Source organism: Actinacidiphila oryziradicis (assembly GCF_005047355.1).
Lineage (GTDB): Bacteria > Actinomycetota > Actinomycetes > Streptomycetales > Streptomycetaceae > Actinacidiphila > Actinacidiphila oryziradicis.
The window spans coordinates 1-25596 of record NZ_SUMC01000101.1; the positions used below are offsets into that span (position 1 = coordinate 1).

Sequence of the window (25596 nt, forward strand, 5' to 3'; positions counted from 1 at the left end):
CCATAACAACCAACCACATACCCCAAAAACCACCTCAACCACCCACCACACGCACCCACCACCCAACCAAACTGCAAAACCCCAGACCCCAAACAAGATCAATAAGCAACCTCAGCACTACGCCACAACTCCGCCGTAACAACCTGGCAGGAGCAGCACCGGCGGTCACAGACAGCACAGCACGGAGGACAGCGACCAGATGGGGCCCGCAACGATCCCGCACCCGGTGCGGCGCACCTGGACGGTGCAGGTCCGCCCCCACCCGGGCGGGCCGGCCGTGGCCTGCCATCCGTGCGGCCCAGTCCCCGCTGAACGCGGGGCTGCGGGCACCCGGGCGGCGGTGATGGCGCATCTGGCCCGGCATGCCCGCGACGAAGGTCTCGCGCCCCATCTGCGGACCTGCCAATGCGGTGAGCAGGGATGCCGGTGGCACCCGCGGCACCGGGGCTGCGACGGACCGATTCTACTGCTGCTGGCCCGCAGCGCAGGGGGCCGCGTTTGGCGGCTCGCCGACGTCTGCCGCGCCTGTTCCGCTGCCACGCAACACGCCGCCGTAGTCCCTGATTCCCGTGATATCGCCGACAATCCTCTCCCCCGCCCCGAGGTGGATCCGCTGGCCAGGTCTGACGGGGCGCCGCTGGCGACCGGGTGGGACGAGGAGCCGGTGGGGGACGAGCTGTGCTGGATCGACAGTGCGCTGTATGGCTGATCCGGTCTCCGGCGGTTCCGGCCCGATCGACCGGGCCCGGCGAGGCGCTGTGCCGTCAGTGAACACGGCGCTCATCGTGGTGCGGCGTCAGCACTGCCGGTGATGTGCTCGGCATCGGCCGGCTCATCTTCCCGGTCGTGTCCCTGCTCCGGGATGCCGGATGCTCTCCGACGCACGACGACTACTCGGCCCTGACGATCCCATCATCCCGGTCATCTCCGGCAACATCGCCTACTGGTTGGGACAAGCCGGGGTCCCGGCCGACGCGGCCGCCACGGACGCGAACCGACTGCGCGCCCAGCACCCCGACAGCCCCTACAGCCCCACCGCTTTCAAGGACGTCAACAGCCGGACGGATCCGGTGAAGGACGGCCGCGAGGCGTAGCAGCAGGGGCTGGTCCCAACCGCCAGGGTGAAGGTGCCGCGCTGGCCCGCACGGTCCGCAGAGCACACCGGCCTGGAAACGTCTGCAACTGGCAGAGCACAGGCCGGGGCTCAGGCCAATGGAACTGGGGCCCAGGCCTCGTAGGAGGCTGGGGCATCGCCTCCTAGAGATCAGCTGGATCCGCGCCCGCGTGCAGGCGGCGCAGCGCGCGCTCGGCCGGGGATTTGAGCGTCGGCGCTGCGGGAGGATGGGTGAGGGTGATGCCGTGGCGGGCGCAGAGGGCTTCGAGCGGGGCGCGAGGAGAATGGCCTCGGTCGATGAACACCTGCTGAGGTGCGGGGTGGTTGGCCAGCGCTTGGCGCAGGATGCCGGTCAGGTCTTGGGAGGTGAGGCTGTCGGCGGTGCGGTGGGCGAGGACGGTGGCCTGTTCGTCCACGACCACCAGGATGGTGCGGCGGCCGGCGGTGCAGGCGTGGTCGAGGTACCAGGTCGGCGTGTGGGGTGGTCGGGGTGTAGCGGTCATGTGAGCTCCAGAGGGTGTTCGGAAAGAGGCGGGACGGAGCGGGACGGGGGCCTGTGCGGCGGCAGCAGGTGCTGACGCCGCGGGTGTGGTGGGTGGTGCGGTATCTGCGGGGCTCAGCCGAGGTGGTCGTCGGGGTCGTCGTCGCGCCGGGTGGGGTCGAGGTGGCGGAAGATCCAGCGGATGAGATCGCGGCTGTAGGTGCGGCCGGGGGTGCTCAGGGCTTCGTGCAGGTGGTAGGTGATCTTGGCCCACTCGCGGAAGTTTCCGTGACAGGCGTCCGTGTTGATCCACCGGATGTCTTCGGCAGGGACGTCGGCCCAGGCCGGGTGGTAGGCAGGGATGAGGGTGAGGACCTCAGTGCTGGTGAGGGGCTTGTACTGCTGCCAGGAGGTGATGCGGCTGTCCAGGGGAGGGCGGCGCTTGATCTTGTGATAGCAGTTCTCGGCGCCGACGAGTACCACGGCCAGTTCGCTGTGCTCGTCGTCCCACAGTTCTTGGATGTACTCGAAGGCGCGGGTGTCCATCCACTGGGCCTCGTCCACGGCCAGGACGTGAAAGGTCTCGCGCAGGGCATTTTGGATCGCCTCGCGGAGGCCGGAGGACTTGCCGGGTGGTTCTCCGGGCAATTTGAGCCGACGGAACAGCGTGGTGCGGATGGTATCCAGGTTCGGCGAGCTCAGTTTGAGGCGCACGGTGCTGGTGGGGGCGAGTTCTTCGAGGTGAACGCCGACGGCGAAGGTCTTGCCCAGGCCTACGCCGCCGTGAACGCACAGCATGCCGCGGTCCTTGAGCGTGGAGGCCAGACGGTCGTGTGTCTCACGGCTGGCGCGGGTGGACATGGTGTTCGCGCCGGACAGACGCAGGTAGTGGTAGGGGTTGGGGTTGCGGGGGACGGGGGTGTCGCCGTCGGGTGCGGTCGTCGCCATGTCGTGTCCTCCTGGTCGAAGGTTCGTTGCGGTCATGTCGGTGCGTCACCGCCCCGGCTGGGCGTGGGGCGGTGACGGTTGGTGGGACTTAGGGCTCGTCGCTGTCAGGGGGCGGGGAGGCCGGGGCGGCTTCCGGTGAGGGCTGTGGGGTGGTCCACCGTGAAGAGGACTGGGAGGGCTCCGCGAAGTCCGGGAGGGCCTGGGCTGACAGGGGGCTGGTGTCCAGGCCGTGCGGCCTGTGGACGGCCTGGCGGCGTGTGGAGGGTTTGGTCAGGGGCTTCAGCGGGGCCGGCTCGCTGGTGGCGGCGAAGCGGACCGTGGCGGCCCGGTGTGCTTTCTTGGCCTTGTCCGCGTAGTACTCGGCTTCCCTGCGGCGGCTGCGGGCCACTGCCCGGTCTTTGTCGCGGTCCTTGCTGCCGACGCGGTCGGCGGGGCCCAGGTAGGTGTCGGTGCCGGCGACGTACAGCTCGACCTGGTCGAAGTGGTGGGGCATGTGCCGCAGATCGACCAGGGTGCTGCCGCCGCCGTTTCCGTTCATCCAGTCGGCGATGTAGTGGGCGCCTTTCCAGCGCACGCCCTTGCTGGTGATCTTCAGGGGGTTGCCCTTGCGTTTGATGGTGAAGGTGTGCAGTTCCTCTGGTGGGACCGCTTCGATGGGGGTCGGGTCGTCCCACCAGGCCTGTGCGGGGGTGCGGTTGCCCAGGCGGCGCATGGTGTGGTCGTGGTTCCACCACTCGATCCACTGCAGCACCACGTCGACGAACCTGTCGTAGGGCATCAGGTCGGCGGTGTCCCAGCGGAAGCGGCCCTTGTCGCCTTTGGCTGCCGGGGTGTGGCTGTAGCCCGGCAGGCGGCGGAAGAGGCGTTTCTTGACGGCTCCGTTGAGCGCCTCGACGGTGCCTTTCAGGTGGGGGCTGCGGGGCGGGAGGACGACCAGGCGGGTGCCGAGGGTTCCTATGGCCTGGTCCACCACGTCGCTGAGGAAGTCCCGGCCGCGATCGACGCGGACCAGGCGGGGCTTGCCGCCGAAGGGCCGGTGGTGGCCGCCGGTGAGCACCGCGTCGCGTACCGCGGCCATGATGCTCTCGCTGCTGGCGGTATGGGGGGTGATGGCCACTCCGCAGATGGCGCAGGTGGCGCAGTCGACGAACCAGGTGATGTACGGTTTGCGTCGCTCTCCGTCGACGTTGACCCACACGCTGGCTTCCACGTGGTCGGTTTCCCAAGCGGCGTTGCGGACGCCGAGGGGGCGCTGGCCGTAGACGTCGTAGCGGCGGCGGGCCGCCTCGCCCCCGCGCAGGGCGGCGCGCTGTCCGGGGCTCAGCTCCCGTACGACGGCCCGGTGGAAGGTGGCCAGCGACGGCGGTGGCTGTCCCAGCTGGTGGTCAGCGACCAGTTCGTCGTAGGCGGCGGTGATGTTGCCGCCCCATTCGGTGATGAAGATGTGCATGTCCTCGGTCAGGGTGAACGAGGCCCGGCGCGCGGGGGTGTACGTGCCGTCGTGGGTGCGGGCGTTGTCCATCCACCGGCGGACGGTTTTGGTCAAAACGCGGAAGGACCTGGCCGCCAGGGCGATGTCACCGCTGGTGAGTTCTCCGCGGTCTTGGAGGTCCAGCAGCCGCCGTACGGCTCCGGCGCGCAGCGACCTGGTGTCACCGGACAGCACAGACTCTGGCTCTGGTAGTGGTGTCATGTGGCTCTCTGTTGTCTTGTCAATTGTTGTAGCGAAGTGGGCGGGTTGCCTGCTGCCGGTCGAGGGGCTTGCGGGCGGTCAGGCGGGGGCGAGGGTGAGCAGGCCCGCCCCGTAGCTTTTGCCTTGGCCGATGCCGGTGCGCAGGGCATGGATGAGGGTGTCGGGGTCGGTGATGGTGGCGGTGCCCTCGAACTGGGTCAGGGCGTGGTAAGGGCTGTGGCGGGTGGGGCGGCGGAAGGGCCGGGGGGCGGCGTCGGCGGTGCGGGGGGCCAGTCCGGCGCCGGTGGCGCGGCGGTGCCACCAGGCCAGGGCGGCGTCGCCGCGCAGTGCGATGACTTTCCCGCGGGCGCCGGTACTCGGGGGGCGGGTGCTGGCGTTGGCGGTGATGCGGTAGCGGACGTGCCGGCCGGGGGTCAGGGCGTGGAACATCGGGGCCAGGTCGCGGGTTTCGGCGGTGCCGTAAGTGGCGGGCAGGTGGGTGAGCTGGGGCGGCTGGTGGGTCTGGACGAGCAGGACGGGGGGTTGGCCGGGGGCGGTTTCCAGGCGGAAGAGCAGTCCGGCCTGCTGTCGGGGGTGGGGGCCGAGGCCGTCGGGAACCAGGCGCATCAGGGTGCGGTGCAGGGCTGCGGGGTCGGCCAGGTCCCGGCGTACGACGGGGTGATGGGGGTTGAGGCGGATGCGGGTGAAGGTGGCGGGCGGGTTCACGCGGGGTGCTCCTGGTTCAGGACGTAGTCGGTGAGGCGGTCCAGGGGGCGAGGTCCGGCGTACAGGGCGGCGGGCAGGTGCTCGGTGGTGTGCCAGACGGGGCGCATGCGGTAGCGGCGGGTAGCGGGGGTGAAGTCGGCGGGGGTGTCGGCGAGGTGGTGCTCGGTGGCGGCGGGGGTGTGCGGGGGCGGGTGCTCCCACAGGAAGCCGACGGCGACAGTGTCCTGGCCGGGCGGGGGCGGCCGGTCCAGGGTGAGGGGGACGTGGCCGGTCAGTTCCCCGACGGGGTCGGGAACGCTGGCGCGCAGGACCAGGGGTTCGTCGGGGACGCAGGACCGGCGGCCCAGGAAGGGGGCCCACCGCGGCTGCTCCAGGGTGTCAGCGATGCGCTGCAGCAGTACCGGGGGGCCTTGGACGGCGACGGTGAAGACGGCCCCGGCCAGGTAACGGCGGTGGGTGACCAGGGTGGACTTGGCCGGCGGCCGGTGCCGGCCGTCGCTGGTGCGCAGGCCGCGTCCGGGCGGGCGGCCGCCGCCGGTGGTGTGGAAGTCGGTGTGCGGGGTGCCGGGCCGGTCGATGCGGATGGTCAGGACCAGGTCGGTGTAGCAGGGGGCGCCGGGCAGGTCCCGGTGGGGGTGCAGGGCGGTGTGGCGGGGGCGGCCTTCGGCCGCGGCGAACAGGCCGATCAGGGCGGAGCGGGTGGGGAACGGTGTGGTGAGGCGGTCGTGGAAGGCGGCGCTCTCCCCCCAGGAACTCTGCGGGCCGGCCAGGCGCAGCAGCAGGCCGCTCACGCGGGCACCAGCCGGGGTGCCGGCGGCAGGCCGGCCGGGGTGGTGGTGCAGGCGGCCGTGGTGCAGGCGGTCACGAGGTCTTCGAAGCTGGCGTGGTGGACGCCCAGGTGTTCCACGGGGTCGTCGCCGGTGTGGGCGTGGCCGTGGGCGACGCGGTGGCGGGTGCCGAGCAGGCGGGTGAGAGCGCCGGCGTGCTCGGACAGGGCGCGCAGCGCGGGCCGGGTGTAACCGCCGGTGCGGGCGGGCTGAACGGGCTGTTCAAAGGCCGCTGCGTAAGACACCGGGCGGCGGTCACGGACGGCGTAGTGGACCAGGTAGGGCAGGGTGTGCGGGGCGGTGGCGGTGCGTTTGGCCTGCGGCAGGCTGGTGATGAACGCCTCGGCGAACCGGGCCAGCAGGTCCCGGGCCTGCTCGTGGTCCCCGTCGAGGTGGGCGGTGAGTTCGGTGAGGTTGACGGTGGCGTAGCGGTAGAGCACGCCGGTGGTGCGGTAGCCGGTTTGCAGGTGGGCGCTGCCGGCTTCGCCGGGCAGGGCCCAATCCTCCACGGCGGTAAAGAAGTCGGGCTGCGGGTCGGAGCGGTGGACGGTAAAGGCCGGGGCGAGTTGGACGGCTCCGTCGACGTGGGCTTCGGGGACTTCGGCGAGCATCCGTCCGAACAGGTTGATGGTTGCGGTGCGCCGGATCACGTGGGCGTGGACCTCTTCGGCGGGCAGCACGGGCGCGTCGACGGCGGTTTTCGCGCGCCGCCGGCCGCTGTTCTTGCTCTTCGTGCCGGCCGTGGTGTTCTGGGGATCCGGTGCGGCGGCGGCGCGGGTGGCCCGTTCGGCGGCGGCCTGTTCCAGGGCGGGGCGGTGGCGCCGGCACAGGTCCACCAGCCCGGCAAGGATGTCCTGGGACGCGAACAGCATGGCCGCGGTACGGCCGCCGTGGTCGGGTTCGGTCTTCAGTCCTTCGCCGGGTGCGGCGGCGCGGGCGGTCTCGGCGGCGGCGAAGGCGGCCAGTTCCGGCGGCCAGCCCTCGGCGCGCAGCAGTGCGGCGATCCGCGGAGGCAGCATGCGGGTGCGGGCGGCGTACTCGCCGAGGTCGGCCTCCAACTGGTGGCGGAGGGCGTGCTTCCAGCACTGGCTGGAAACCGTCCACCGCGGCACTCCGCCCATCTGGAGGGTCTTCGGTTCGTCGTTGTCGTCCCGGTTCAGCAGGCAGGCGGGCATCTGCTGCAGGGCGTACAGGTCGACGTATCGGGAGGGGATCACTCAGCGCTCCTGGGCGTGGGCGGGGAGGGGCAGGGCGAGGTAGTAGGAGTCCAGCCAGCGGAGGGTGACCGCCTCGCGGTCCCACTCCCACCAGGCCAGGTCTTCCAGCAGGACCGGCCAGTCCACCCCGGCGCCGGAGTCGAGCAGGTGGTCGATCAGGCGGGGCAGGCGGGGGTGCAGCAGGTCTTCGCTCAGGCGGGTCAGCAGGTGCAGGCGGTCCTCTGTCGGGCCGGGGCGCATGCCGCGTCGGCGTACGGCGTCGGCCAGCGACGCGCCCAGGTTCGGGCGGGACCGCCATGGCCGTTCCGTCCATGCGATGGCGCTATCGGCCGACGGACCGGGGTCGGTATCGCGGTCCTGGGCCAGCGGGCCGGTGGGGGCCGCGGGGGCGGGGCGGGGGGCGGGCCGGCGCAGGGCGATCAGGGAGGCGACGGTGTAGTGGGCCCGGCAGGCTCCGTACCCGGCCACGAGCCGGGCCAGGTGGCGGTGCATCCGCGGGCACTGGGTGACCTCGCGGCCCCGGCCGCTGCGCAGGTCGGCGCGGAAGCCGGGGCTCGCGCACAGCAGGGGGACGTCGGTGGTGGCGAAGGTGTCGTAGTGCGCGCGGCGTTGCTCGGTGGTGATCATGCGCGGGGAGCCTTTCGGCCGGAGGAGCGGGAGGTGGTCCGGTTCGGGTCGGTGTGCAGGGCGGCGACGGCGCGGGCCAGGGCGGGCCCGGCTCTGCGGTGCTGGCGCAGTGTGGGTGCGGTGGCCTGGCGCAGCGCGGCGACCGCGTCGCGGACGAATGCCGGGCGGGCCTCGGCCTCCCGGTCGTCCTGCAGGCGCCAGAAGGTGGTCTGGGCCCGTGGCCAGTAGTGGGCGCGTGCCGTCCGCGCCCATGCGCTGCCGCCCCGGATCCGGCCGCTGGGGCTGGTGGTCTGCCGCCAGGCCTGGCCGGCCACCTTGGTCAGCAGGGCGGCGACCTGCTCGGCCTCCTGGCGGCAGGAGGCCATGCGCCGGGCGGCGGCCGGGTCGTTGTCCTGGGCCCAGGTCCACACCGGCGGGGTGAGGGCGGTGTACCAGGTCCGGTTGCGGGTCTTGCCGTCCTGGTCGAAGCCGCAGACCCACACCCGCAGGGTGCTGCGCAGTGGTTCGGGCAGGTCGTTGAGGGTGTCGAAGACCTGCGGGCGCTGCACGGTAGGGCTCTCGTCACCAGCCAGCAGCAGCGCGTCCAGTTCCCGCCACACCGCGCGGTCGGCGTCCGCCTGCCGGGGGCTGCGGCGCTGCTCGGCGTCCTTGCTGGTGTCGGTGTGGATGACCAGGTAGGGGTCGGTGGCCTCCAGCCGGGGGTGCTGAGTGCCCCAGGTGAGGTAGGCGTCGGCCACCGCGCTGCCGTCCGGGGTGGGCACCAGCAGCAGCGCGTGGCGGGAACGTCCGGTCAGCAAGCCGCCCAGCCAGGTCACCGGTTCCGCCGGCCGGAGCGGGTCGGGCGGGGCGTCCTGCTCCCAGGGGCACCGGTCCGGGGTGTCCTGGCCGTCGCCCAGATACTTCGGCAGCCCGGCCAGCAGCGACTCGTACAAAGTGGCGGCCAGTGGGTGGAAGGAGACCGTCGAGCGCAGCGGGCCCGCGGTGCCGTCCGCCGAGGACAGTTCGCCGACCGTGCGCGTGGAGCAGCGGCTGGCGGCTCCGTAGTAGTGCTGGGCCACCAGGTGCCACAGCGCCTCGTCGCACGGCAGGGGCACCGGCGCGCTGTCACGGTGGGCGGACAGCCACGCGAGGTTGTGGCCGGACGGACGGCCGAAGGCCACCTTGTTCGCCCCGGCGCGCTTCGTGCACTGCGCGGTGAGGGCCGGGTCCTGCCACCAGGGCCGTACCGTGTCGAACAGGTCCCACACGTACCGGCTCAGGTAATCCTCCACCCGCAACGGGTCGAAGCCGGCCGGTTCCTGCAGTAAGGCGCGGCGGCGGGCGGTCCACTGCCGTGCGCTCAGCTCCGGGTCGTCCAGGCCGGTCAGCCTGGCGGCGATTGCCGCCAGGACCCGCAGCAGGCCCGATTGCGCGGGCGGCACGGGGACGGCCAGGTCCTCGATCTCGTGTGCCCGCAGCAGCACTTCACGCAGGCTCAGCGCCTCGTGGCGGCCATGGACGCGGACGGGAATGCAGGGTTGCTCGGTGATGTCGTAGCGCGGGCGGTCGGACACCGGTCCAGATCACCTCCAGGGGCCGGCCGGATCACCGGACCCTGGGCAGGGGCGGCGACCGGCGGGGCGGGTCAGGGAGAAGCGCGAGGGCGGCGGGTCCGCAGGGCGCGGAGCCCGGTCGGGTCCCGCGGGCCGTCGGCCAGGGCCGATGCGGTGGCGGGTCGCTGTCGCCCGGGGTGGTACGTCGTTGTGCGGCCAGCCTGTCCGCACCAGCCCGTCCTCATCCCGCCCCGGGGGCAGGATCACCCGATGGCGGGCAGATCACCGGCGTCGCGTTTCATCTCCCGACCCCCACCGGTTCGGCCCTACCTCACCAGCGCTGACCAGCAGCAATTCAGTTGCGGGCGACCGGCGCGCAGCGCGGGGTCGCCCGGGCGCCGAAGCCCCGGCCACATGTCCGGCCGCACCGCACCGGTCGACCAGCCGAGGGCGGTCAGGGCCAGGAGGCCCTGCGCGGATCACCCGCGTTGGTGACCATTCGCGATATTCCCCACGGGGAAGTTCACGGCTCTCACCACAATTCCGTGACTGTGGTCAGCGGATGGGTGCGGGAACGTTTCATCAGGAGCTCCCCCTTCTTCATAGGGCTCTGTGCGATCGAGGACGTGCTGTTTCCCAGCGTCGACGTGCGGTGGACGCTGGGACGAGTGACCGCGGAGGTGCCGCTCGTGGAAGCAATGGCCTACGGTCCACCGCCTCCGTGCCCGCCGTACCAGTGGCGTAGCCGACGGATCCGCTCCAGCCGCATGCGGCGACTCGCCGAACGGTCATTTACCAGGAGAAAGCTGGCTGCCCGTCCATGGGACCGCTGCTTCCTCTGCGACCGGTCACGCTGCCGCCGGCGTTACCTTCATCGAGTCGAGCAGGTCGCCGGGCCCCGCGAGCAGCACGGCCGGTGCACGACACCAGGATGCAGGAGCGGCTGCGAACGGCGGCCGTCGAGGTCGGCAGCCGTACCGGTGAACGGCCGTTCCGCAAGCTTTACCTGGCACCTTCGCACCCAGATTCCCACTCGGCAGTGATCTTCATCGGCTCAACCATGCGCGCCCTGCCCCGAACGAGTTGTAGGGTGCGACGCCGTGAGTACGGACATCCACGGCGGCATCGAGTTCCGGCATCCCGGCGTCGGCACCGACTACGAGGGCGAGCCATGGATCGCGGCGATGGATCTGTGGCCTCTGTACGACCAGACCGACTACGCCGCCTTCGGCTGCCTTTTCGGGGTGCGCAACTACGCGGGATTCCGGCCCCTGGCAGCCGGCCGCGGACTGCCGTCCGACCTGTCCAGCGGGCTTCGCGCCCAGCTGGAGTCGTCGGTGGCGGCAGGCGATCTGACAGGGGCGAGTTGGGTCAGCTGGAAAGAACTCGCCAGACTGGACCTGACGTCCACCCCTGATCACTTCGTCGGGCGGCTGACCTGGTCAACGATGTCGTCGCCTTCCTTGCTGCATCAGCAGCTCGTGCCTTCCCCGTGGCCGCCGGACGTGCTCGCCGCGGTGGGACAACCGCCGCCTGAACTGGACCTCGCGGCTCACGGCCGGGAGTGGACCACCACGGACCTGCACTGCAGATACGAACCGCTGGCTGCTGGCGCCGTCCTGGGCGAGGGCTCCCACTGGCCGCATGTATTCACCGTGATGAGAGCCCTCGCGGATCGCTTCGGCGAAGAGACCGTGCGACTCGTCGTGACCTTCAACTGAACCCGGCGATGCCGTACCTGCCCGCTGCCCGCGCGCTTGCGGTAATGATCAATTACAGAGCTCCGGTCAGAGCCATGTCTGTGGCAGTCCCCGTGGGGGTTCCCGACGCCGATGCGTCGTCACTACTGATGATCTCCGCGTGGTGTCGCCGGACAGCCGTCAAGAACCGCAGTTCAGAGGCCATGCCGCCTCGCGACATCACGCCCGGAACCTCAGTAACTGGTGCCGCATCAGACAGCGTCGCCAGATCGCGGAGTCTTCGATGAGGCAATCCAGGCCCTGCGTCCCGCAGGCACACCATGCCCAGCGCTGCCTGAAGCAGGCTTGCCGGGCTCCCGGGAGGTCAGGATAAGCCAGGGTCTTCGATGCCCCACTTCATGAGCTGGGAACAGGGGTCCACGGCGTACCAGCGGTGACGTTTGTAGTCCCATCGCGCGCCGAACTCCCGAGCACGTTTTCTGTCTTCATAGGGCACGTCCAACCAGACCTTGCCCTTGTGCGCCGGCAGAGCCGCTAGCGACTCAAACGCCGATCGACGCTCCGACCTGAACCACTCCGGCGGGACGAGCAGATCGTTGCGCAGCGCAGGAAATCCGTCTGTCGGGTGCCTCGGACTCCTCATCGATCGCGCGTTGCCAGAGATCGTAGAAGCGCGGCAGGATCTCTTCCGGGGTCGCTTGCGGGTGCTTGGTGCCCAGGACTTCCACCAGCGCCTCAACGACGTGCCATGACGGCAAGCGCGGACGAGAGAACGCATCGTAGATGGTGCTGCGGGAGAAGCCCCTTCCAGAGCGCGAGCCATGGCGGAGAGCGACGCCAGGCCCGCTTCCTTGTGCAGCTCGTGGAGCGCGGTGTTCAGGCTGGCATGGCTGCCGCTCAGGTCGGGCTTACGAAGTCGCCCTCGCCGCCCCATCCTGCCAACTCCCGCCGTTTGAAACCGTTCGAAATCATGTGAGTCCGCCCGCCAATCTTCGCAGGCATCCGGTCTGATCAGGTCTCGTTCGACGTTCTCGCGCGCTGTTCCGGGCCGTCCAGAACAAGGGGGGCGGGCGCCAGGGTGGTGGGACTGCTGCGTTCCCGCGGCGTTCACCGCTCGTTGCTGGAAGGGGATCGGATGAAAGGGCCCAATCGCGAGGATGGCCGTCGGCTGGCGCGCGTTGCCGTGCTGGCCGTGGTGCGCGGGGCCGGAACGGCTGTCGGCGGATGTTTGGTCACCGGGACGCTCTGGTGGCTGCGCAACCGGTGACAACAAGGCGTTGGGGCGGCCGCACCGTCCGGTCGTTGGTCCGGCGCGTAGGCCAACTCAACGAGGCACAACGGCGACGGCCCCTCACCGTGTCGGACCGATCACGTGTGATCGGTCCGACCGCCCGGGACCACCCCACGGGCGGCAACCGAGCGGCAGGACGCACGGGGCGAACGGTGGCTGAGGCGGCACGAACCATCTCGCTGAGCGGCACCGCTGGTCCCGGGCCGGGCGCGGTCCGTCCGGGTGGGTGCAGCCCATCGCGTCGGCGGGGACGGAGGGGTCCTTGGGCGGTCAGCAGCCAGCGTGTACGGGCCGGGGCCGTGCTCCGGCAGGGGGCGGGGTCAGTCTTCGCGGTGGACCAGGCCCAGTTCCGGGTCCAGGGACAGGGTGTGGCGGCCGAAACGTTGTCCGGTGCCGGGGGCTGCGGCATCCAACGGGAGCAGGATCAGATCGGCCAGGAGGGCGTGGCGGTGCCAGCTGTCGGGGGCGGCGTGCTCGGGGCGGCGGCCGGCGACCCAGTCGGCGGGGACGGGCAGGGTGTGCTCCAGGACGGTCCGGACCTGGGCGGGGCGCAGGGGGCCTTCGGGGAGCCGGTGGCGGCCGTCGGGGTCGAGGGTCAGTCCGGCCCGGGTGCGGTAGCAGGGCAGCAGGCGTCGGGGGTGGGTGCCCAGGCGGGTGGCGGCGGTGGCGGAGGTCAGGAACTGGCGGTGCAGGTCGGCCAGGGAGGAGACACGGTCCGGGGTCGGGATGAGGTGGCAGGCCGCGTGGTGTTCCTCGCCCAGTTCGGCGGCGCGGTGGGTGCTGAGCCGGTGCTCCAGGTCGCGGGTGCGGCGGGCGAAGTCGGAGTCGGTGCCGTGGAGTTGCTCGACCAGGTGCTGTACATCGTCGGGGAGGTTCCAGGTCCGCGTCGGCGGGTGGGCCAGCAGGGCGGCGGTGGCGTGCAGCAGGAAGTCGGACTCCAGGCGGCGCCAGGCGGCGGGCAGGGCGGTCCGGCCGTCGGCGCCGACGGGGTTGAGCACGGTCAGGCGGGGGCCTTGGTCCTTGATCCAGTCGGGCCGGGGGCGGGGGCGGGAGGCGGGGTAGCGTTTCCACAGGTTTTCAAAGCGCCACAGCCGGCCCACTCGTTGCAGGAGACGGCCCAGGGCGGCAAGGTCGCTGACCATCAGGTCAGTGTCGATATCCAGGCCGAGGTCGAGCATGGTGGTGGTGACGACGACCAGGCGTTCGGGGCGGGGCCCTTTCGGGCCGAGGACGGCGCGGACCGCACGGGTGAGGGCCTCGCGCCGGTGGCCGGGGAAGCGGGCGTGCAGCAGGACCAGGCTGTGCTCGGGGCCGTCGGGCCAGTCCAGCGTGTCACGCAGGTGCCTGTAGGTGTCCTGGGCGGCGGCGACGGTGGCGCACCCCACCGTCGCACACCCGCCCCGCGCGGCGACCGGGGCGATCAGGCCGGCGATCAGAGCGAGCCGCTCTCCGCCCGGGTCAGTGGCATCGGAGACGGCGGCGTCCGGGGGCGGAGGACCGACGCGCTCGGTGTGCACGGTGACGCTGCGATGCTGCCGGTCGGCGTGAGCGGTACGGCGGGAGCCGTCCATGACCAGCCTGGTGGCACCGGCGGCGTCGGCGAACAGCCATCCCGGGTACGGCGGGGTGAAGGACCGCCCGTCCAGATCCGCCCGCCGGCGGCCGGCACCGGCGAGGTAGGCACGGACCAGTTCGTCACCGGTGGAGGCCGGCAGGGTCGCCGAGAGCACCACCACCGGGCAGCGCAGCGCGCCCAGCCAGTGCAGCAGACGGCGCAGCTGCAGCTGGGTGAAGGGGGTGAAGGCGTGGGCCTCGTCGATGATGACGGTCTTGCCCGACAGGGCCAGCAGCCGCAGTGTGTTGAACCGGACCGGCAGGACCGCCATCAGGCCCTGATCCACAGTGGCCACGGTGAACTGAGCCAGCAGGGCCCGGTCCCAGCCGCGCAGCCACCCGTCCGGCACCGTCGCCCGCAGCTCACCCCGGCCCGCCGCCGCTTCCTCGTCGTCCTCCTCTTCGGCGGTCTCTTCGCGGTCGCAGGTGACCGGGCCGGCCTCGGCCACCTGGTGATCGGCGTAGGCGGCGTTCAGCCAGCTGTGGCTGTACACCAGCGCGACCGGGGCGTGCTGCGGGCAGTGCGCAGCCACGTACGCCTCAACAGTGTCGTAGGCCGCGTCCGCCACCGTGGTCGTGGGCAGCAGCAGGCACAAACCCGCTGTGCCACAGTGGTCGTTGAAGATCCGTCCCGCCTCCAGGGCGGTGATGGTCTTGCCGCCGCCGGTGGCGTCCGTGACCACTACGATCCCCACGCCTTTGGCCTCCACGGCCGGCGGGAGCTGTTCCATCAGCGACGCCTGCAGATCGTTGGGGGCCTCCAGGCCGCCGTGGGCCTGGGTGAAAGGGACCGGCGGCAGGTCGATACGGGCCAGCCCGGACCGGTCCACCAGGCCCACCGCCTCCTTGCGGGCCCTGGCGTAGTGCTCGGCCGCGCCGAAGGCCGGGGCCATGGCCCGGGCCAGCCAGTAGTGCCCCTGGCTGGCCAGCCGGTCCGCGACCGTCCCCACCGCGGTGATCAGCACCGCCGCCGTCACCGACACATCCTGCGGCACCACACTCGCCCCGGTCAGATGGCGGATCAGGTTCACGTAGCGGCGGCGCAGGTCCTGCCACACCGCACCGCCCAACGCCTCACGTACCCGGGCTTCACCGGCCGCACCGCCCAGATCCACCTGCAGATACCGGCCGTGGTGCCCGCCCAGGATCTGCGCCACCCGCACCGCCGGGCTGTCGTTGCCCGTGGCGTCGTAACCCAGATCGGCCAGCAGGTGCAACGCGGCGTGCATAGAGGCCCGCTCGTGCGGCATCCGCTGCCAGCCGCCCGTGTCCGCCCGCAGCGCTTCACCTACCCGCGCCCACACGAAACCCTCCCGCTCCTGCCACCGGCTGGCCTTCCCCAAGTCATGACAGGCCGCGAAGAACATCGTCAGCCGACGGGCCTGCCCCACCGTCACATCCAGACCGTCAGCGATCACCCGCCGCTGACTTCCCGTCAAGAATCGGTCCCACAACTCCCCCGCCACCGCCGCCACATCCAGCATGTGGAACAACAACGGGTGCACAGCCCGCAAACCCACGTCGCACTTCCCCGCCGGGGACAACGGCACACCGCCGAACCCCATATCCTCCGCTGCTCCCACCAGCACCCTCCGTATCCCCAGCCCACCCACACGGCACACGACAAAACCACCCGACAAACCCCGTAGAACACCATCTGCAACACACCGGCACGCGCCCAGAACAGCGGCGCTCACCACGCAGCATGGGAAACACCCGGACACACGAAACCCGCCTCCGCCCACGACCACCCTCACCGAGAAGAAATCAGAAAATCAACAAACGTCAAACCACGAACCACTCCGCATAATCCAGCGCCCACAGGTTTCACATCGCCTCGCCTGGAAAACACTCTAGAAACACACGAGGCAACCATGAAAACAGCAGCCCGGAAACCCAATGAACACCCGAAAGAGAACACCTCAAGAAAAGCAGAGATGCGAAACAAGGAAGAAAATCAGACCGGGAGACTCACAGCGCACAGCCCGTACACCGCACGGGCAACACCAGCACCGGACACCGACCCCCGGCAGACACCGTCAACCTCGCACGACCGAAGAAAAACAACCCCTCCCCCGGAATAAACCACAGGTCAGCAAGCCTCGGCTCCGCGCGCACGCGGGTGACTCGGCGAGCCAGACCACTTCCGGCGTCCCTTCGGGCTCGGCTCCGCGCGCACGCGGGTGACTCGGCATCATCGTGCACGCACCGGAGAGTCACGGACTCGGCTCCGCGCGCACGCGGGTGACTCGGTGCGAGGGTCCCGGCCGGACTCGTCGATCACCTCGGCTCCGCGCGCACGCGGGCGACTCCGCGTCGGCGACGCCGGCGTTCCCGTACAGCACCTCGGCTCCGCGCGCACGCGGGCGACTCCGACCCTCCTCCGCCCGACCAGCGGACCGGCTTCTCGGCTCCGCGCGCACGCGGGTGACCCGGGCTGCGCTCACACGGCGACGGCCTCATCGAGCCTCGGCTCCGCGCGCACGCGGGTGACTCGGTGCCGCTGAACGAGACGGTGCCGGGGCCGGACTCGGCTCCGCGCGCACGCGGGTGACTCCAGCTACTTCGGGAAGGGCTCCGGCGATCCGTGCTCGGCTCCGCGCGCACGCGGGTGACTCACCGTCGCAGCTTCCGGCGACGCCGCTGTCGCCCTCGGCTCCGCGCGCACGTGGGTGACTCGCCACCGAACGCGCCGACGCCCTCGCGGTGGAGCTCGGCTCCGCGCGCGCGGGTGACTCGTTCCCCCACGGAGACAGATCGAGACCCGTGCTCGGTTCCGCGCATACATAGGTGACTCCGGGCCGGCCAGCCGCATCCCAGATCCGGCCCTCTCCGCGCACACCCGGGCATCTCACACCATGCACAAGTACCCCAGTCCCAAACGCGTGGCCGAATCACGGCAAGACGGGAGCGCTATAGGACATCTCACCACTCTGTCCTGCGATTTCTCACAAGATGTCTCTAACGGACACCTCACACATCATCACCTGGCACAGGAAAACCCGCAGGTCAAAACAATAACCGGGCGACCCGCTGTGGACATTTGGATGAGAAACCAGCAGGACATCTCCGCGAGACGTCGCACCCTCACGGCTGTTGCCTCGCCGATAGGGCATGACAGAGGCCATGCGGACGGGACGCTGGGGGCCTTGCAGCGTTCCTCGGCATCCGGCAGATCACCGCACAGGACGCCGGTCGCATCGATCGTTCATTGCCACCGGCCGACGTGCACTCCATGGTCATCTCCCTCGCCATGACCTGGTCCCCCAACAGCCTCAGCTACACCGCCACCACCAAAGACCCGGCCGCTGACCATGAACGCCGCCGCGCCAGCCTCGCCGAAGCCGTACGCCGCGCCTTCCGGCCCCCGGCGCCGAACGGACAGATACGGACACCCCACCCGGCCGGAGTTCGACGAGGCCGCCATGGAGCCACCTCGCCGTGCCCCGCGCGCTACCGGCACTCCCCGACAGGCACTGCCGCACGATACCCGAGGCCCTCCCCGCCGCCATCCCGCTCGGCGTCAAACGCCAGGCTCACAGCGATCTCCCGGCTCCACCCCTGGTTATGCGAAGCCACCACGCGCGACGGGGGTGCGGTCCAGCTCGTGCCGGGCAACGGCCAACACCTCCGCACGCGCGGCTGCCTCCCCTGCCGGCGACCGGGTCTGCCACTCGGCCAGGACATCGCGCACCGCTGCGCACACCGCGCGCACCTGCTGGGCCAGGCCGTCGTCCAGTGCGGCCGAGCCGCCGTCCGGGCGGTTCGGCCCGGTCACCACGGCGGTCCCGTACAGGCCGTAGATCTCCATTCCCCGCCATGCGGAGGCCAGCGTCCAGGCGGCGACGTTCAGCGGCAGATCCTGCCCCCTCGGACCGCCGCCGTGGACGTGCAGCAGCGCCTGCCGGTGATACACGCCCGCATCCACGGTGCCGCCCAGCAGATCCCGCAGATCCTGCCGATGCGCGGCTTGCGCAGCGGGCAGCATGAACGGTTCGACCGTGGCGTCCGGGTCGATGCCCAGCGCCGTGATCGCCATGGATTGCGTCCCCTCTCTCCTGCGGGCGGGGGCGCCACCAGGATCGTCCCAGCGTAGGCGGAGCGACCGACAGCCGCGGGGCGATCGGTAACTGCGCAACTGCCGGACCGTGCGCCAACCGGCTGCGCACCGTACGGTCTTGCGCAATGTGCCCGGTGCGCAACGGCTCTCGGGCTTGCACAGAGCGAGCGGCGGGGCGGGTCAGGTCGGCCAGCTGCGCAGCAGTTCGACGATGCGGGAGGCGGTGCTGCGCGGGTTGTACAGTTCCTCGGCCAGGGCGCGGAGATGCTGCTTGTCGGGGTTGACGTTGATCCCGCTGGCGGCGAGGTACATCGTGGCGGCCGCGCAGGCGACGGTGAGGTTGGAGCGTTCCAGCCAGCGGCAGCGGCCCAGGGTGTGAGCGAGGGCGGCGGCGCGGGCGTACGGGCCGCCGTAGACCGGGGTGTCGAGGAGTTCAGCCTGGTGACGGGCTACTGCCGAGACGGGAACGCCAAGGTCCTCGGGGGCCGGATCGCTCTGCCCGGCACGCTGAGCCACTTCGAGGAGCCACGACAGGTCGATGTGCAGCTCCATCAGGCGGCAGCGCTCCCGCTGGAGCGCGGTGCACGCTGGTCGAGCTCCTGCTCCAGGCCGTCCAGGAAGGAGCCGAAGTCCTCGATGATGCGCTGTGCAGCGGCCATACCGCGGCCACGGACGCCGGAGACGTCCTCGGTGATGAGCCGCTCGACGTACTCGTTGAGCGGGATACCGCGGGTTTTGGCCGCTTCCTTCGCGGCTTCCAGGGTCTCCGGGGCCAGTCGCAGGTTCGTCTGGGGATTCGCCATACCCTCCAAGGTAGCAGGGTGATACCACCCCCCGCAGTGGGCCCGTCGCAAGCAGAGCATCGGGACGCCGGCCGGAGCTGCGTGGGTTTGTAGGTCAGGTGCTGGTGTCGGCCCAGTCGCCGGCGAGCGCGGCACGGCGCCGCGGGAAGTCGTCCAGGAGCGGCTTCAGTTTCGGCGCCTTGTACGCCGCCCCGCTGATGCCGCGGTCGGCCAGCACCACGGCGAGTTCGTCCGCCGCCGGCTCCATCCCCTGATCCTCCAGGATCTGCTGCCACGCGGCGTAGACGCGGAACTCAGGCAGATAACGCCGCAAGGTCGACGGGCTGACAGCCCCGCCCCCACGCCCGGTGAAACCCCGGTCGGTAAGGAACCTGGACAGCTGGTCGCCGTTCGGTTCCGACCCGAAGGACCTGACGTACTCCGCCCAGGCCCGGTAGTACCGATCGACCGTGGTGAGCTGCTCCCCCGCCGGCCGCCGCTCGGCGGCTGGGGGAATGGCTATGGCCGGCTCCTCGGCCACATCCGGGATCTCTACGGTGGCCGACGGCCTCTTACTACTGTTCGGCAGGCTGACCGCTTCGCTCTGATCAGCGGATTCGCGGTGCGGTGCGGACGACGCCGGGATCCCGCTCTGGCCAGGGGACGGAAACTCGCCGTACTCGCGCACGTGTGCCCGGACCGCCCCGGACCGGATCCTGCCCTCTTCGGCGGCCACGGCGGCGGCAGCCGGCTGCCGCCGTGGACTGGAAGGTGCAGGTTCCAACGCGGCGGCGGGCGCGATGGTTTCCTCCTCCAACGCCGGTTCCGACGCGACCTCGAGGCCCGCAGCAGCCAGGCCGGAGGGCCCGGTCTCCGGCAACGGCACTCCGAACTTGGCCAGTCGCAATGGCATCAGTGCCTCGATCGGCGCCTTGCGCCGCCAGGCCCGCCCGTACCGGGCCCGCAGCCGCGCCCGGTAGACGAGACGGTCCTGCTCCAGCCTGATGACTTCGTCGTACGAGCGGAGCTCCCACAGCTTCATCCGGCGCCACAGCCGGAAGGTCGGCACGGGGGCCAGGAGCCAGCGGGCGATGCGCACGCCCTCCATGTGCCGGTCGGCTGTGATGTCGGCGATGCGGCCGACCGCGTGTCTCGCCGCTTCAACGCTCACCACGAAAAGGACTGGGATGATGGCGTGCATGCCGACCCCGAGCGGGTCCGGCCACGCGGCCGCGCCGTTGAAGGCGATGGTTGCGACGGTCAGCAGCCAGGCGGTCTGCCGGAGCAGCGGGAAGGGGATCCGCAGCCAGGTCAACAGCAGGTCCAAGGACAGCAGCACGACGATGCCCGCGTCGACGCCGACCGGAAAGACGTACGCGAAGTTGCCGAAGCCCTTGCGCAGCGCGAGATCCCGTACGGCCGCGTACGAACCTGCGAAGCCGATCCCGGCGACCACCACCACACCGGCCACAACGACACCGATCAAGATCCGGTGAGTCCTGGTCAACTGCACCGGACGCCTAGACTCCGCTGACTCCACGACGCTCTTGTTCCTCCAGCATCCATCGTCACCGCTTGTCGAGTAATGGTCACACTCTCATGCCACTCCCACCCCAGCCGCATAGCAACACCTCACCGCCTCAGGCCCACCCACCCGACCTCGGCCAACACAGCGACCTCCCGCACGACCTATACCCCCAGACACTTCCCAGCGGCAGACCCACCACTGGCTTTCTCAGCCCGTAGTGCCGAAGCGGTCTCCGGCGGGTTCTGACCATGGAGGAAGACACCCTCATCGCCCAGCACCCGGCCCGCGTGACCGGCGCGAGGCCGAATCCCGCCGACGGGCCCTGCACACGAAGGCTTGGGGGTATGTTGGCCTGTCGGGTACTGAACAGCCGCCCGCACCGTCCACCAACCCGGACAAGCCCAACTCCCAACTGCCCGGGCGGGTAGTCCTGGGCGGGAACGGCAGGGAAGCGGGTGCTGAGCGGCCACGACGCCACGAACTCGATCACCTGACCACAACTTCTTGATCCACAGGTCCTGACGACTACTTCCGGAGCACACCAACAAGCTGTAGCGGTACATCCGGCCAGATGAGGTCGTTCGGTGGTGGTTAGTCGATCGTCACTGCCGCCGCCGGCCAACCGGCCCCGACTGACGGCAGTATCGTGGCGACAGCGCACCCCACATGAGCGGGTAAGCCAAGCCGAGCACGGTTCCTCATCGGATAACCAGCCGTGCCTGCAGCACAGAGCCCCCGACTGCACGAAGCGGCCGAGGGCTCTTGTGTGTCTACTGTCAGTTGTCGAACTCGTCTGTCTTGACGCCTTGGATGAAGGCGGCCCAGTCGCCCGCGGTGAAGCGGAAGAAGCCATCATCCGGGTTCTTGGAGTCGCGCACGGCCCGGCCGCCATCGGCCAGATCGGCTATCTCCACGCAGTCATTCGTACTGCCGCTGTAGCTGGACTTGCGCCAGTTGATCGGGGTGTCCATCGCTTACCTCTTGGCTTCCTTCGTCCCGAGTTCATGAGTGATCCTGGCGATGTATTCCAGGGAGTCGGCTGGGTTGAGCGCGGAGGACCGCAGGTCATCGAAGACGAGCGTGTACCCGGCTGCTTCGTCGGGCGTCTCCAGGTAGAGGCTGCTGGATAGGTTCTCCAGGAAGACGACGCCGGTGTCATTGGGCACGGCGAAGCTGAAGATGACGAACGGCCCGGACAAGCCAGCGTGAGCGCCGACTGAGTACGGCAAGACCTGAAGCGTGATGTTCGGCCGCTTCACCATCTCGGCCAGGTGGTGGAGCTGGGCGCTCATGACGTCGGCCCCGCCGATGGGCGTCCGGAGTGCCGCCTCCCCGATGATGGCCCAGAAGCGCACCGGTTCGGTGTCCCGAGTCAGGATGGCTTGCCGCTCGGCTCGCACCTTCATCAAGGTGTCCACGACTTCATCTCGCACCAGGGCCGGGTTGGCTCGGATGACGGCCCGGCTGTACGCCTCGGTCTGGAGCAGGCCCGGAATCAGGATGCTTTGGAACGTCCGGATGTAGTTGGCATCCGATTCCAGGTCGAGGTAGTTGGCGTAGGCGGGCTGGATGATCTGGCCGTAGGCGTCCCACCAACCGCGCTTATTGCCGTCCCGGGCCAAGGCCGCCAGGTGGGTGCGGAGGGTTTCATCGGTGACACCGTAGTCGTCCAGGAGGTCACGCACATCTCGGACGCGGATACCGAGATAACCCAGCTCGATGCGGCTGATCTTGGAACGACTGCACTCCAAGATGGTGGCGGCGTCCTCAAGAGAGCGGCCCGCTTCTTCGCGGAGTTTGCGCAGCTCAGAGCCCAGACGACGGCGACGCACCGTCGGTACCTGCTCAACCACCTTGATCCTCCCTCTCCCTTACGGCACCAGTCTGCCGGTTTTGCTACTGCAATGATACCCGACGATCTTGGAACCGTTCCTGAGTCACGGAACCGTTCCTAAGAACCGTTGCGAACAGAACAGGTTCCGGTCTACCGTGGGTGGCCGGTCACTGCGCGTACTTCACACAAGTACCAGCCGTAGCGACCGATCCCCACTGCCCTACGGCCGAGGAGTCACGTGTCAACAGAAGCCGGACAGACACCGGGCCTGCGGGTTTCGCTGCGGCGCTCGGTCGGACATCACGGCTTCCTTCTGCACTTCGGCCCCGATGGTCTGCGCATTGAAGCGATCACCGAGGCCCAAGCCATGACGCTCGGCCTGGTCCTCTCCAGCTCGCCTCGCCCGTCGTCCTAGTCCCCACCCTGGCGGCTGAGGCTTCATCGGCCGCCCAAGCGCAAAGGCCAAATGCCCATGCCCGTAAGGAATAAGAGCTTCACCAACGCCCCTCATCCGCTCGGCCGCACGGGGCTGCCGCCCGCCCACCGCATCGCGGAGGTGCGGTCATGACCGGTAGTCCGCAGCCCTGGTCCAACCGCCTGGAGCTGGCCTGTACACCGTCCGCTGTCCGGTGGGCCCGGCTTCATGCACGGGACGTTCTCAAGCAATGGAGCGTGCCCGAAGAGGTCATTGAGAAAGCGGTCCTGGTCGTCTCCGAACTGACGACCAACGCCGTCAAGCACAGCGGGCGGACCCTGGATGATCCGCCGCCGTGGGCAGTGCGCCCCCGAGTCCGCCGCTTCATCATGACGCTCTGGTGTCTGCCGGATCACGTCCAGATCTACGTATACGACGACGATCGCCGCCCGCCCATCCGTCAGTCGCCGACGCCTGATGGCGCCGGTGGGCGCGGCCTAGTCCTGGTCGAAGAACTGAGCGACCGGTGGGGCTACGTCTACCCCACGCCGCACGCCGATTCCGGCAAAGCCGTCTGGGCTCAGCTCGCACTGCCGGGCAACCCCAACCCAACTGACCTCGCGGGTAACGGCCAGTCAGTAGCGCCACCGGGCGGCCAAGACCGCGCGTACTGGCGCAATGATCCGGCCACCATGCACCGAGCAATCAGGCGACTCCGGGGAGGGCAGCCCCGTGACATCGCCGGAGCATGACGCCGAGACCCCGCCGCGCGAGCTGACGAGTTGGGAACGCCACTTGTTCGACGGCGTGCGCATGGTCGGCCCGGATGACCCGCCCGCCGTGTCTACTGGGTTTGACCCAGACGCACCATTCGACCGTATTCGCCCAGTACTTGCGCAATGGTACGGCTCCATCATTCAACCGGCGCTCCTGCTCGACGGGTACACCAACACCGGGAGAGATGCACCGTGAAGAAGCACATGACCGCAGTCGCGGCGGTCGGCCTGGCCTTGGCCGGGTACTCATCCGCCCCATCATCGCCACTACTGCCACTCGCCCCCGCCACGGTGGCCGCATCATCGCCGACGTGCGCGGCCTGGTCCCCATGTCCAACCGCGGCGGCCCTGCAGGGGCGGATCGGCCGCCAGCCGGGAGTCCAGGGCCCGCCGGGGGATCTGCTCCCGGAGTTGCTCGCGCGAAGCGTCCGGCCTGGTCAAGGTCCGCGACTTGTTCCCGCCCCTATCTCATCTCCGCGCGGCCGCCCGCCTTTACGGAGTCCGGGGTCGACCGGGCCTGCCGCGGAGCCCCGATCATCGCCGACGGCGGCTATCAGGGCACTGGCCTGCTCATCCCGCACCGCAGACGACGAGGCCAAACTCGCCTCAGCCCATGGCAGGAGGCGGAGAATGCGGTGCACCGCCGGGCCCGAGCCCGGGTGGAACACGCCCTGTCCCGCCTGAAGAACTGGAAGATCCTGCGGGACTGCCGCCTGAAGGGCAATGGTGTTCACCAGGCCATGCTCGGCATCGCCCGACTCCACAACCTGGCCCTCACCGGATAACTCACACCCCATACGGGACAACCTCTAGGGCCGGACTGATCGTGATCCTCCGGCTTGCCGAGGGTGGAGTGGAGCACTTGCCGTTCCTGCGTCGTCAGGACATGAGCGTCTGGCAACCGCTGGGCGTTCGGCAGGCCTCGTAGGACTTCTCGACCGGGATGTCGCGTGCATCCAGATCGGTGTGAGCGTGAGTACCTGCACGGTATCCCGGCGCGACTCCCCATGACTGAAAACGCTTTTCCCTGGTCGGCGCCTTCTGGCAGGGTGTGGCGCGTGACAGACGAGGACGATGCCAGCAGGAACGACGAGGCGTGGGCGATGGAATTCATCGACCGGCTGAACCGAGGCACACAGGAGGCGCATGAGCGTCGCGACGCGCTCGCGGTAGCGGTCGACGAAATAGCGCACGGATTCACGCAGTTGGGCCTCAAGCCTTGGAAAATGAGGCGAAAGAGCCCGGCGCGAGAGGACATGAAGGCCCCCGACGTCCTGCTCGGTGACCGCGCCGAACCAGCCGCAACGATTCTCAGGTATGAATCAGCGGTCAACATCCTTAGCGCCGCCGATCAGCTTCGGGGTTTCGCCGTGCTGCTTCGCGCAGAGGCATCGCTGATGGGCGCGGTCTCGGTCGCGCGCGGCATCTTCGAGGCGTGCCTGTGGGCCACAGCGGTAATCGACCCGACCATCACCACTGACGAGCGTCTGCAACGCGCCCTGACGCGTCGCCTCGCACGACTCTCGGCAGGTATCCGTCTCAAGGACATGCTCGACGGCGGCGTCGCTGACGCCGACCAGTTCATCGAAAACGACGGCGACGTCGATGACGAGCACGGGACCAAGCGCGATCCTGCGAAGGACATCGACGACATCGTGATTTACGCCAAGGACCGGGGCTGGCCCGTGAAGAAGGGCCGCCGCGCCTCCGAGATCACGCCCCTTTCGATTGACTGGCTCAGCGAGAACCTTGAGCGCCGAATCGGCATCGAGGGGTACGCCTGGACGAGCGGGTCTTCGATGGCGCACGGCGAGCATGCCGCCGACACGGCGTCGTGGGTTGAGCTGTCCCAAGACCTCGGCACTGCTCCGGCGTGGTTGATCCGATTGTGGTCAACCGGCGCTTGGGCGGGACCGCGTCTCTTCCTTGCAACGCTCGCCAACTACACAGGGAGGGTGAGCCTAGGCCGCGAGTATCAGCGATTCGAGGAGTTGTTCTGGGACGGGGGCGGCAAGAGCTAAGGGCTTGCAGATCATTAAGGTGTTGCTTTCAGTCTCATGGCTCGTTGATGTGGTATAGGCATCCCGGATGAGTTCCGTGCCCAACTCGCCAAGGTCCAGCCGTTCTTGCGCTGCAGCGGAGCGATCAGCCCTCTCATATATGCGAGAGCCGACTCGCGGGGTTCCGAACGGTTGAACCGATGCACGAACCGCTCATGCACCACGTCCAGTTCACGCGCCCACAACCTGACATCAGCAAGGTCTCCACCCATAACCAAACCAACGACCGAACTGGCCGGCAGCCACGGCAAGCACCGTTGCAGTACTAGTGTCTCGTGATCCTGTTTATGTCACTTCGCGTTGTTGTCGACGAGTTTCTTGATGTTGGTCTGGACGAGTCGGACCTTGGCGAGGATCTCGTCGGCGGTCGCGGTCCAGGTGAAGGGTTTGGC

General features: G+C 69.5%; 22 protein-coding genes, 3 pseudogenes and 1 CRISPR repeat array. Of the genes and pseudogenes, 7 read left to right on the forward strand and 18 right to left on the reverse strand.

Annotated features, from left to right (window positions below):
• Nucleotides 1-869: 869 nt before the first annotated feature.
• Nucleotides 870-1094 carry a hypothetical protein gene (locus tag FCI23_RS45080; RefSeq protein ID WP_136729842.1) on the forward strand — a complete coding sequence of 75 codons (225 nt, stop codon included), beginning with the start codon at nt 870-872 and terminating at the stop codon, nt 1092-1094.
• A 163-nt stretch (nt 1095-1257) separates the two neighbouring features.
• Here the strand turns inward: FCI23_RS45080 and FCI23_RS45085 are convergent, their stop codons facing one another.
• The 8 genes from FCI23_RS45085 to casA form a co-directional block, all read right to left on the reverse strand.
• Nucleotides 1258-1617, reverse strand: a complete 360-nt coding sequence (locus FCI23_RS45085) for a hypothetical protein (RefSeq protein WP_136729843.1) — start codon at nt 1615-1617, stop codon at nt 1258-1260.
• Nucleotides 1618-1730: 113 nt separating this feature from the next.
• Entirely contained in the window at nt 1731-2543 is an 813-nt protein-coding gene (locus FCI23_RS45090; RefSeq protein ID WP_136729844.1) for an ATP-binding protein, read from the reverse strand.
• An 88-nt stretch (nt 2544-2631) separates the two neighbouring features.
• Entirely contained in the window at nt 2632-4236 is a 1605-nt protein-coding gene (locus FCI23_RS45095; RefSeq protein WP_136729845.1) for an integrase catalytic domain-containing protein, read from the reverse strand.
• Nucleotides 4237-4314: 78 nt separating this feature from the next.
• Nucleotides 4315-4941 carry a type I-E CRISPR-associated protein Cas6/Cse3/CasE gene (cas6e, locus tag FCI23_RS45100; RefSeq protein WP_136729846.1) on the reverse strand — a complete coding sequence of 209 codons (627 nt, stop codon included), beginning with the start codon at nt 4939-4941 and terminating at the stop codon, nt 4315-4317.
• Nucleotides 4938-5732, reverse strand: a complete 795-nt coding sequence (gene cas5e, locus FCI23_RS45105; RefSeq protein ID WP_136729847.1) for a type I-E CRISPR-associated protein Cas5/CasD — start codon at nt 5730-5732, stop codon at nt 4938-4940. Before cas5e ends, cas6e begins: the two co-directional genes overlap by 4 nt.
• On the reverse strand, nt 5729-6985 hold the full coding sequence (gene cas7e / locus FCI23_RS45110; RefSeq protein WP_246144676.1) for a type I-E CRISPR-associated protein Cas7/Cse4/CasC: 1257 nt from the start codon (nt 6983-6985) through the stop codon (nt 5729-5731). Before cas7e ends, cas5e begins: the two co-directional genes overlap by 4 nt.
• On the reverse strand, nt 6986-7612 hold the full coding sequence (casB, locus tag FCI23_RS45115) for a type I-E CRISPR-associated protein Cse2/CasB (RefSeq protein ID WP_136729848.1): 627 nt from the start codon (nt 7610-7612) through the stop codon (nt 6986-6988). It abuts the gene before it with no gap.
• Nucleotides 7609-9165 (reverse strand): type I-E CRISPR-associated protein Cse1/CasA, encoded by a 1557-nt coding sequence (gene casA, locus FCI23_RS45120; protein WP_246144677.1) that lies wholly within the window; start codon nt 9163-9165, stop codon nt 7609-7611. Before casA ends, casB begins: the two co-directional genes overlap by 4 nt.
• Before the next feature lie 1079 nt (nt 9166-10244).
• Here casA and FCI23_RS45125 point away from each other — a divergent pair.
• Nucleotides 10245-10865, forward strand: a complete 621-nt coding sequence (locus FCI23_RS45125; protein ID WP_136729849.1) for a hypothetical protein — start codon at nt 10245-10247, stop codon at nt 10863-10865.
• Between the two features lie 343 nt (nt 10866-11208).
• Here the strand turns inward: FCI23_RS45125 and FCI23_RS64270 are convergent, their stop codons facing one another.
• The 3 genes from FCI23_RS64270 to FCI23_RS45135 form a co-directional block, all read right to left on the reverse strand.
• A complete protein-coding gene (locus FCI23_RS64270) occupies nt 11209-11487 on the reverse strand; it encodes a DUF5710 domain-containing protein (RefSeq protein WP_407646126.1) in 279 nt (92 codons plus the stop codon).
• Nucleotides 11387-11602 carry a hypothetical protein gene (locus tag FCI23_RS45130; RefSeq protein ID WP_136729850.1) on the reverse strand — a complete coding sequence of 72 codons (216 nt, stop codon included), beginning with the start codon at nt 11600-11602 and terminating at the stop codon, nt 11387-11389. Before FCI23_RS45130 ends, FCI23_RS64270 begins: the two co-directional genes overlap by 101 nt.
• Nucleotides 11603-12455: 853 nt before the next feature.
• Nucleotides 12456-15332, reverse strand: a complete 2877-nt coding sequence (locus tag FCI23_RS45135) for a CRISPR-associated endonuclease Cas3'' (protein ID WP_246144678.1) — start codon at nt 15330-15332, stop codon at nt 12456-12458.
• A 518-nt stretch (nt 15333-15850) separates the two neighbouring features.
• Nucleotides 15851-16428: a CRISPR direct-repeat array (repeat unit 28 nt; unit sequence CTCGGCTCCGCGCGCACGCGGGTGACTC).
• Between the two features lie 496 nt (nt 16429-16924).
• Between FCI23_RS45135 and FCI23_RS62725 the strand changes: the two are divergent.
• A pseudogene (locus tag FCI23_RS62725) lies at nt 16925-17092 on the forward strand (TetR/AcrR family transcriptional regulator); the annotation flags it as partial.
• Nucleotides 17093-17314: 222 nt separating this feature from the next.
• Here the strand turns inward: FCI23_RS62725 and FCI23_RS61270 are convergent.
• From FCI23_RS61270 to FCI23_RS45165, 6 genes are all read right to left on the reverse strand, one after another.
• A complete protein-coding gene (locus FCI23_RS61270) occupies nt 17315-17788 on the reverse strand; it encodes a hypothetical protein (protein ID WP_136729851.1) in 474 nt (157 codons plus the stop codon).
• Between the two features lie 201 nt (nt 17789-17989).
• Nucleotides 17990-18361 (reverse strand): fic family toxin-antitoxin system, toxin component, encoded by a 372-nt coding sequence (locus tag FCI23_RS45145; protein WP_136729852.1) that lies wholly within the window; start codon nt 18359-18361, stop codon nt 17990-17992.
• Nucleotides 18361-18612 carry a toxin-antitoxin system HicB family antitoxin gene (locus FCI23_RS45150; protein WP_136729853.1) on the reverse strand — a complete coding sequence of 84 codons (252 nt, stop codon included), beginning with the start codon at nt 18610-18612 and terminating at the stop codon, nt 18361-18363. Before FCI23_RS45150 ends, FCI23_RS45145 begins: the two co-directional genes overlap by 1 nt.
• A 94-nt stretch (nt 18613-18706) precedes the next feature.
• Nucleotides 18707-20098 carry a DUF2637 domain-containing protein gene (locus tag FCI23_RS61275; protein WP_246144679.1) on the reverse strand — a complete coding sequence of 464 codons (1392 nt, stop codon included), beginning with the start codon at nt 20096-20098 and terminating at the stop codon, nt 18707-18709.
• Between the two features lie 797 nt (nt 20099-20895).
• The gene (locus FCI23_RS45160) at nt 20896-21090 is read right to left on the reverse strand and encodes a DUF397 domain-containing protein (RefSeq protein ID WP_136729854.1); all 195 of its coding nucleotides are present in this window, start codon (nt 21088-21090) and stop codon (nt 20896-20898) included.
• Nucleotides 21091-21093: 3 nt separating this feature from the next.
• Nucleotides 21094-21972 carry a helix-turn-helix domain-containing protein gene (locus tag FCI23_RS45165; RefSeq protein ID WP_169317257.1) on the reverse strand — a complete coding sequence of 293 codons (879 nt, stop codon included), beginning with the start codon at nt 21970-21972 and terminating at the stop codon, nt 21094-21096.
• A 219-nt stretch (nt 21973-22191) separates the two neighbouring features.
• On the opposite strand from FCI23_RS45165, the gene FCI23_RS57425 reads away from it, so the two are divergent.
• The 4 genes and pseudogenes from FCI23_RS57425 to FCI23_RS45180 all read left to right on the forward strand — a co-directional run bounded on the left by FCI23_RS57425 (nt 22192) and on the right by FCI23_RS45180 (nt 25165).
• On the forward strand, nt 22192-22368 hold the full coding sequence (locus tag FCI23_RS57425; RefSeq protein ID WP_169317258.1) for a hypothetical protein: 177 nt from the start codon (nt 22192-22194) through the stop codon (nt 22366-22368).
• A gap of 149 nt (nt 22369-22517) precedes the next feature.
• Nucleotides 22518-23120 carry an ATP-binding protein gene (locus FCI23_RS45170; protein WP_136729856.1) on the forward strand — a complete coding sequence of 201 codons (603 nt, stop codon included), beginning with the start codon at nt 22518-22520 and terminating at the stop codon, nt 23118-23120.
• A gap of 512 nt (nt 23121-23632) precedes the next feature.
• Nucleotides 23633-23929, forward strand: a pseudogene (locus FCI23_RS45175) (transposase); the annotation flags it as partial.
• Between the two features lie 273 nt (nt 23930-24202).
• On the forward strand, nt 24203-25165 hold the full coding sequence (locus FCI23_RS45180) for a hypothetical protein (RefSeq protein WP_136729857.1): 963 nt from the start codon (nt 24203-24205) through the stop codon (nt 25163-25165).
• A 77-nt stretch (nt 25166-25242) separates the two neighbouring features.
• On the opposite strand, the pseudogene FCI23_RS45185 reads toward FCI23_RS45180, so the two are convergent.
• Nucleotides 25243-25416 (reverse strand): annotated as a pseudogene (locus FCI23_RS45185) (IS701 family transposase); the annotation flags it as partial.
• Between the last annotated feature and the right edge of the window lie 180 nt (nt 25417-25596).

Coding starts and splice junctions, on each gene's coding strand:
- FCI23_RS45080 (WP_136729842.1), top strand. CDS start 870: ATGCTCTCCGACGCACGACGACTACTCGGCCCTGACGATCCCATCATC.
- FCI23_RS45150 (WP_136729853.1), bottom strand. CDS start 18,612: ATGGCGAATCCCCAGACGAACCTGCGACTGGCCCCGGAGACCCTGGAA.
- FCI23_RS64270 (WP_407646126.1), bottom strand. CDS start 11,487: ATGAGGAGTCCGAGGCACCCGACAGACGGATTTCCTGCGCTGCGCAAC.
- FCI23_RS45145 (WP_136729852.1), bottom strand. CDS start 18,361: ATGGAGCTGCACATCGACCTGTCGTGGCTCCTCGAAGTGGCTCAGCGT.
- FCI23_RS45090 (WP_136729844.1), bottom strand. CDS start 2,543: ATGGCGACGACCGCACCCGACGGCGACACCCCCGTCCCCCGCAACCCC.
- FCI23_RS45095 (WP_136729845.1), bottom strand. CDS start 4,236: ATGACACCACTACCAGAGCCAGAGTCTGTGCTGTCCGGTGACACCAGG.
- FCI23_RS45170 (WP_136729856.1), top strand. CDS start 22,518: ATGACCGGTAGTCCGCAGCCCTGGTCCAACCGCCTGGAGCTGGCCTGT.
- FCI23_RS45085 (WP_136729843.1), bottom strand. CDS start 1,617: ATGACCGCTACACCCCGACCACCCCACACGCCGACCTGGTACCTCGAC.
- FCI23_RS61270 (WP_136729851.1), bottom strand. CDS start 17,788: ATGGCGATCACGGCGCTGGGCATCGACCCGGACGCCACGGTCGAACCG.
- casB (WP_136729848.1), bottom strand. CDS start 7,612: ATGATCACCACCGAGCAACGCCGCGCGCACTACGACACCTTCGCCACC.
- FCI23_RS45160 (WP_136729854.1), bottom strand. CDS start 21,090: ATGGACACCCCGATCAACTGGCGCAAGTCCAGCTACAGCGGCAGTACG.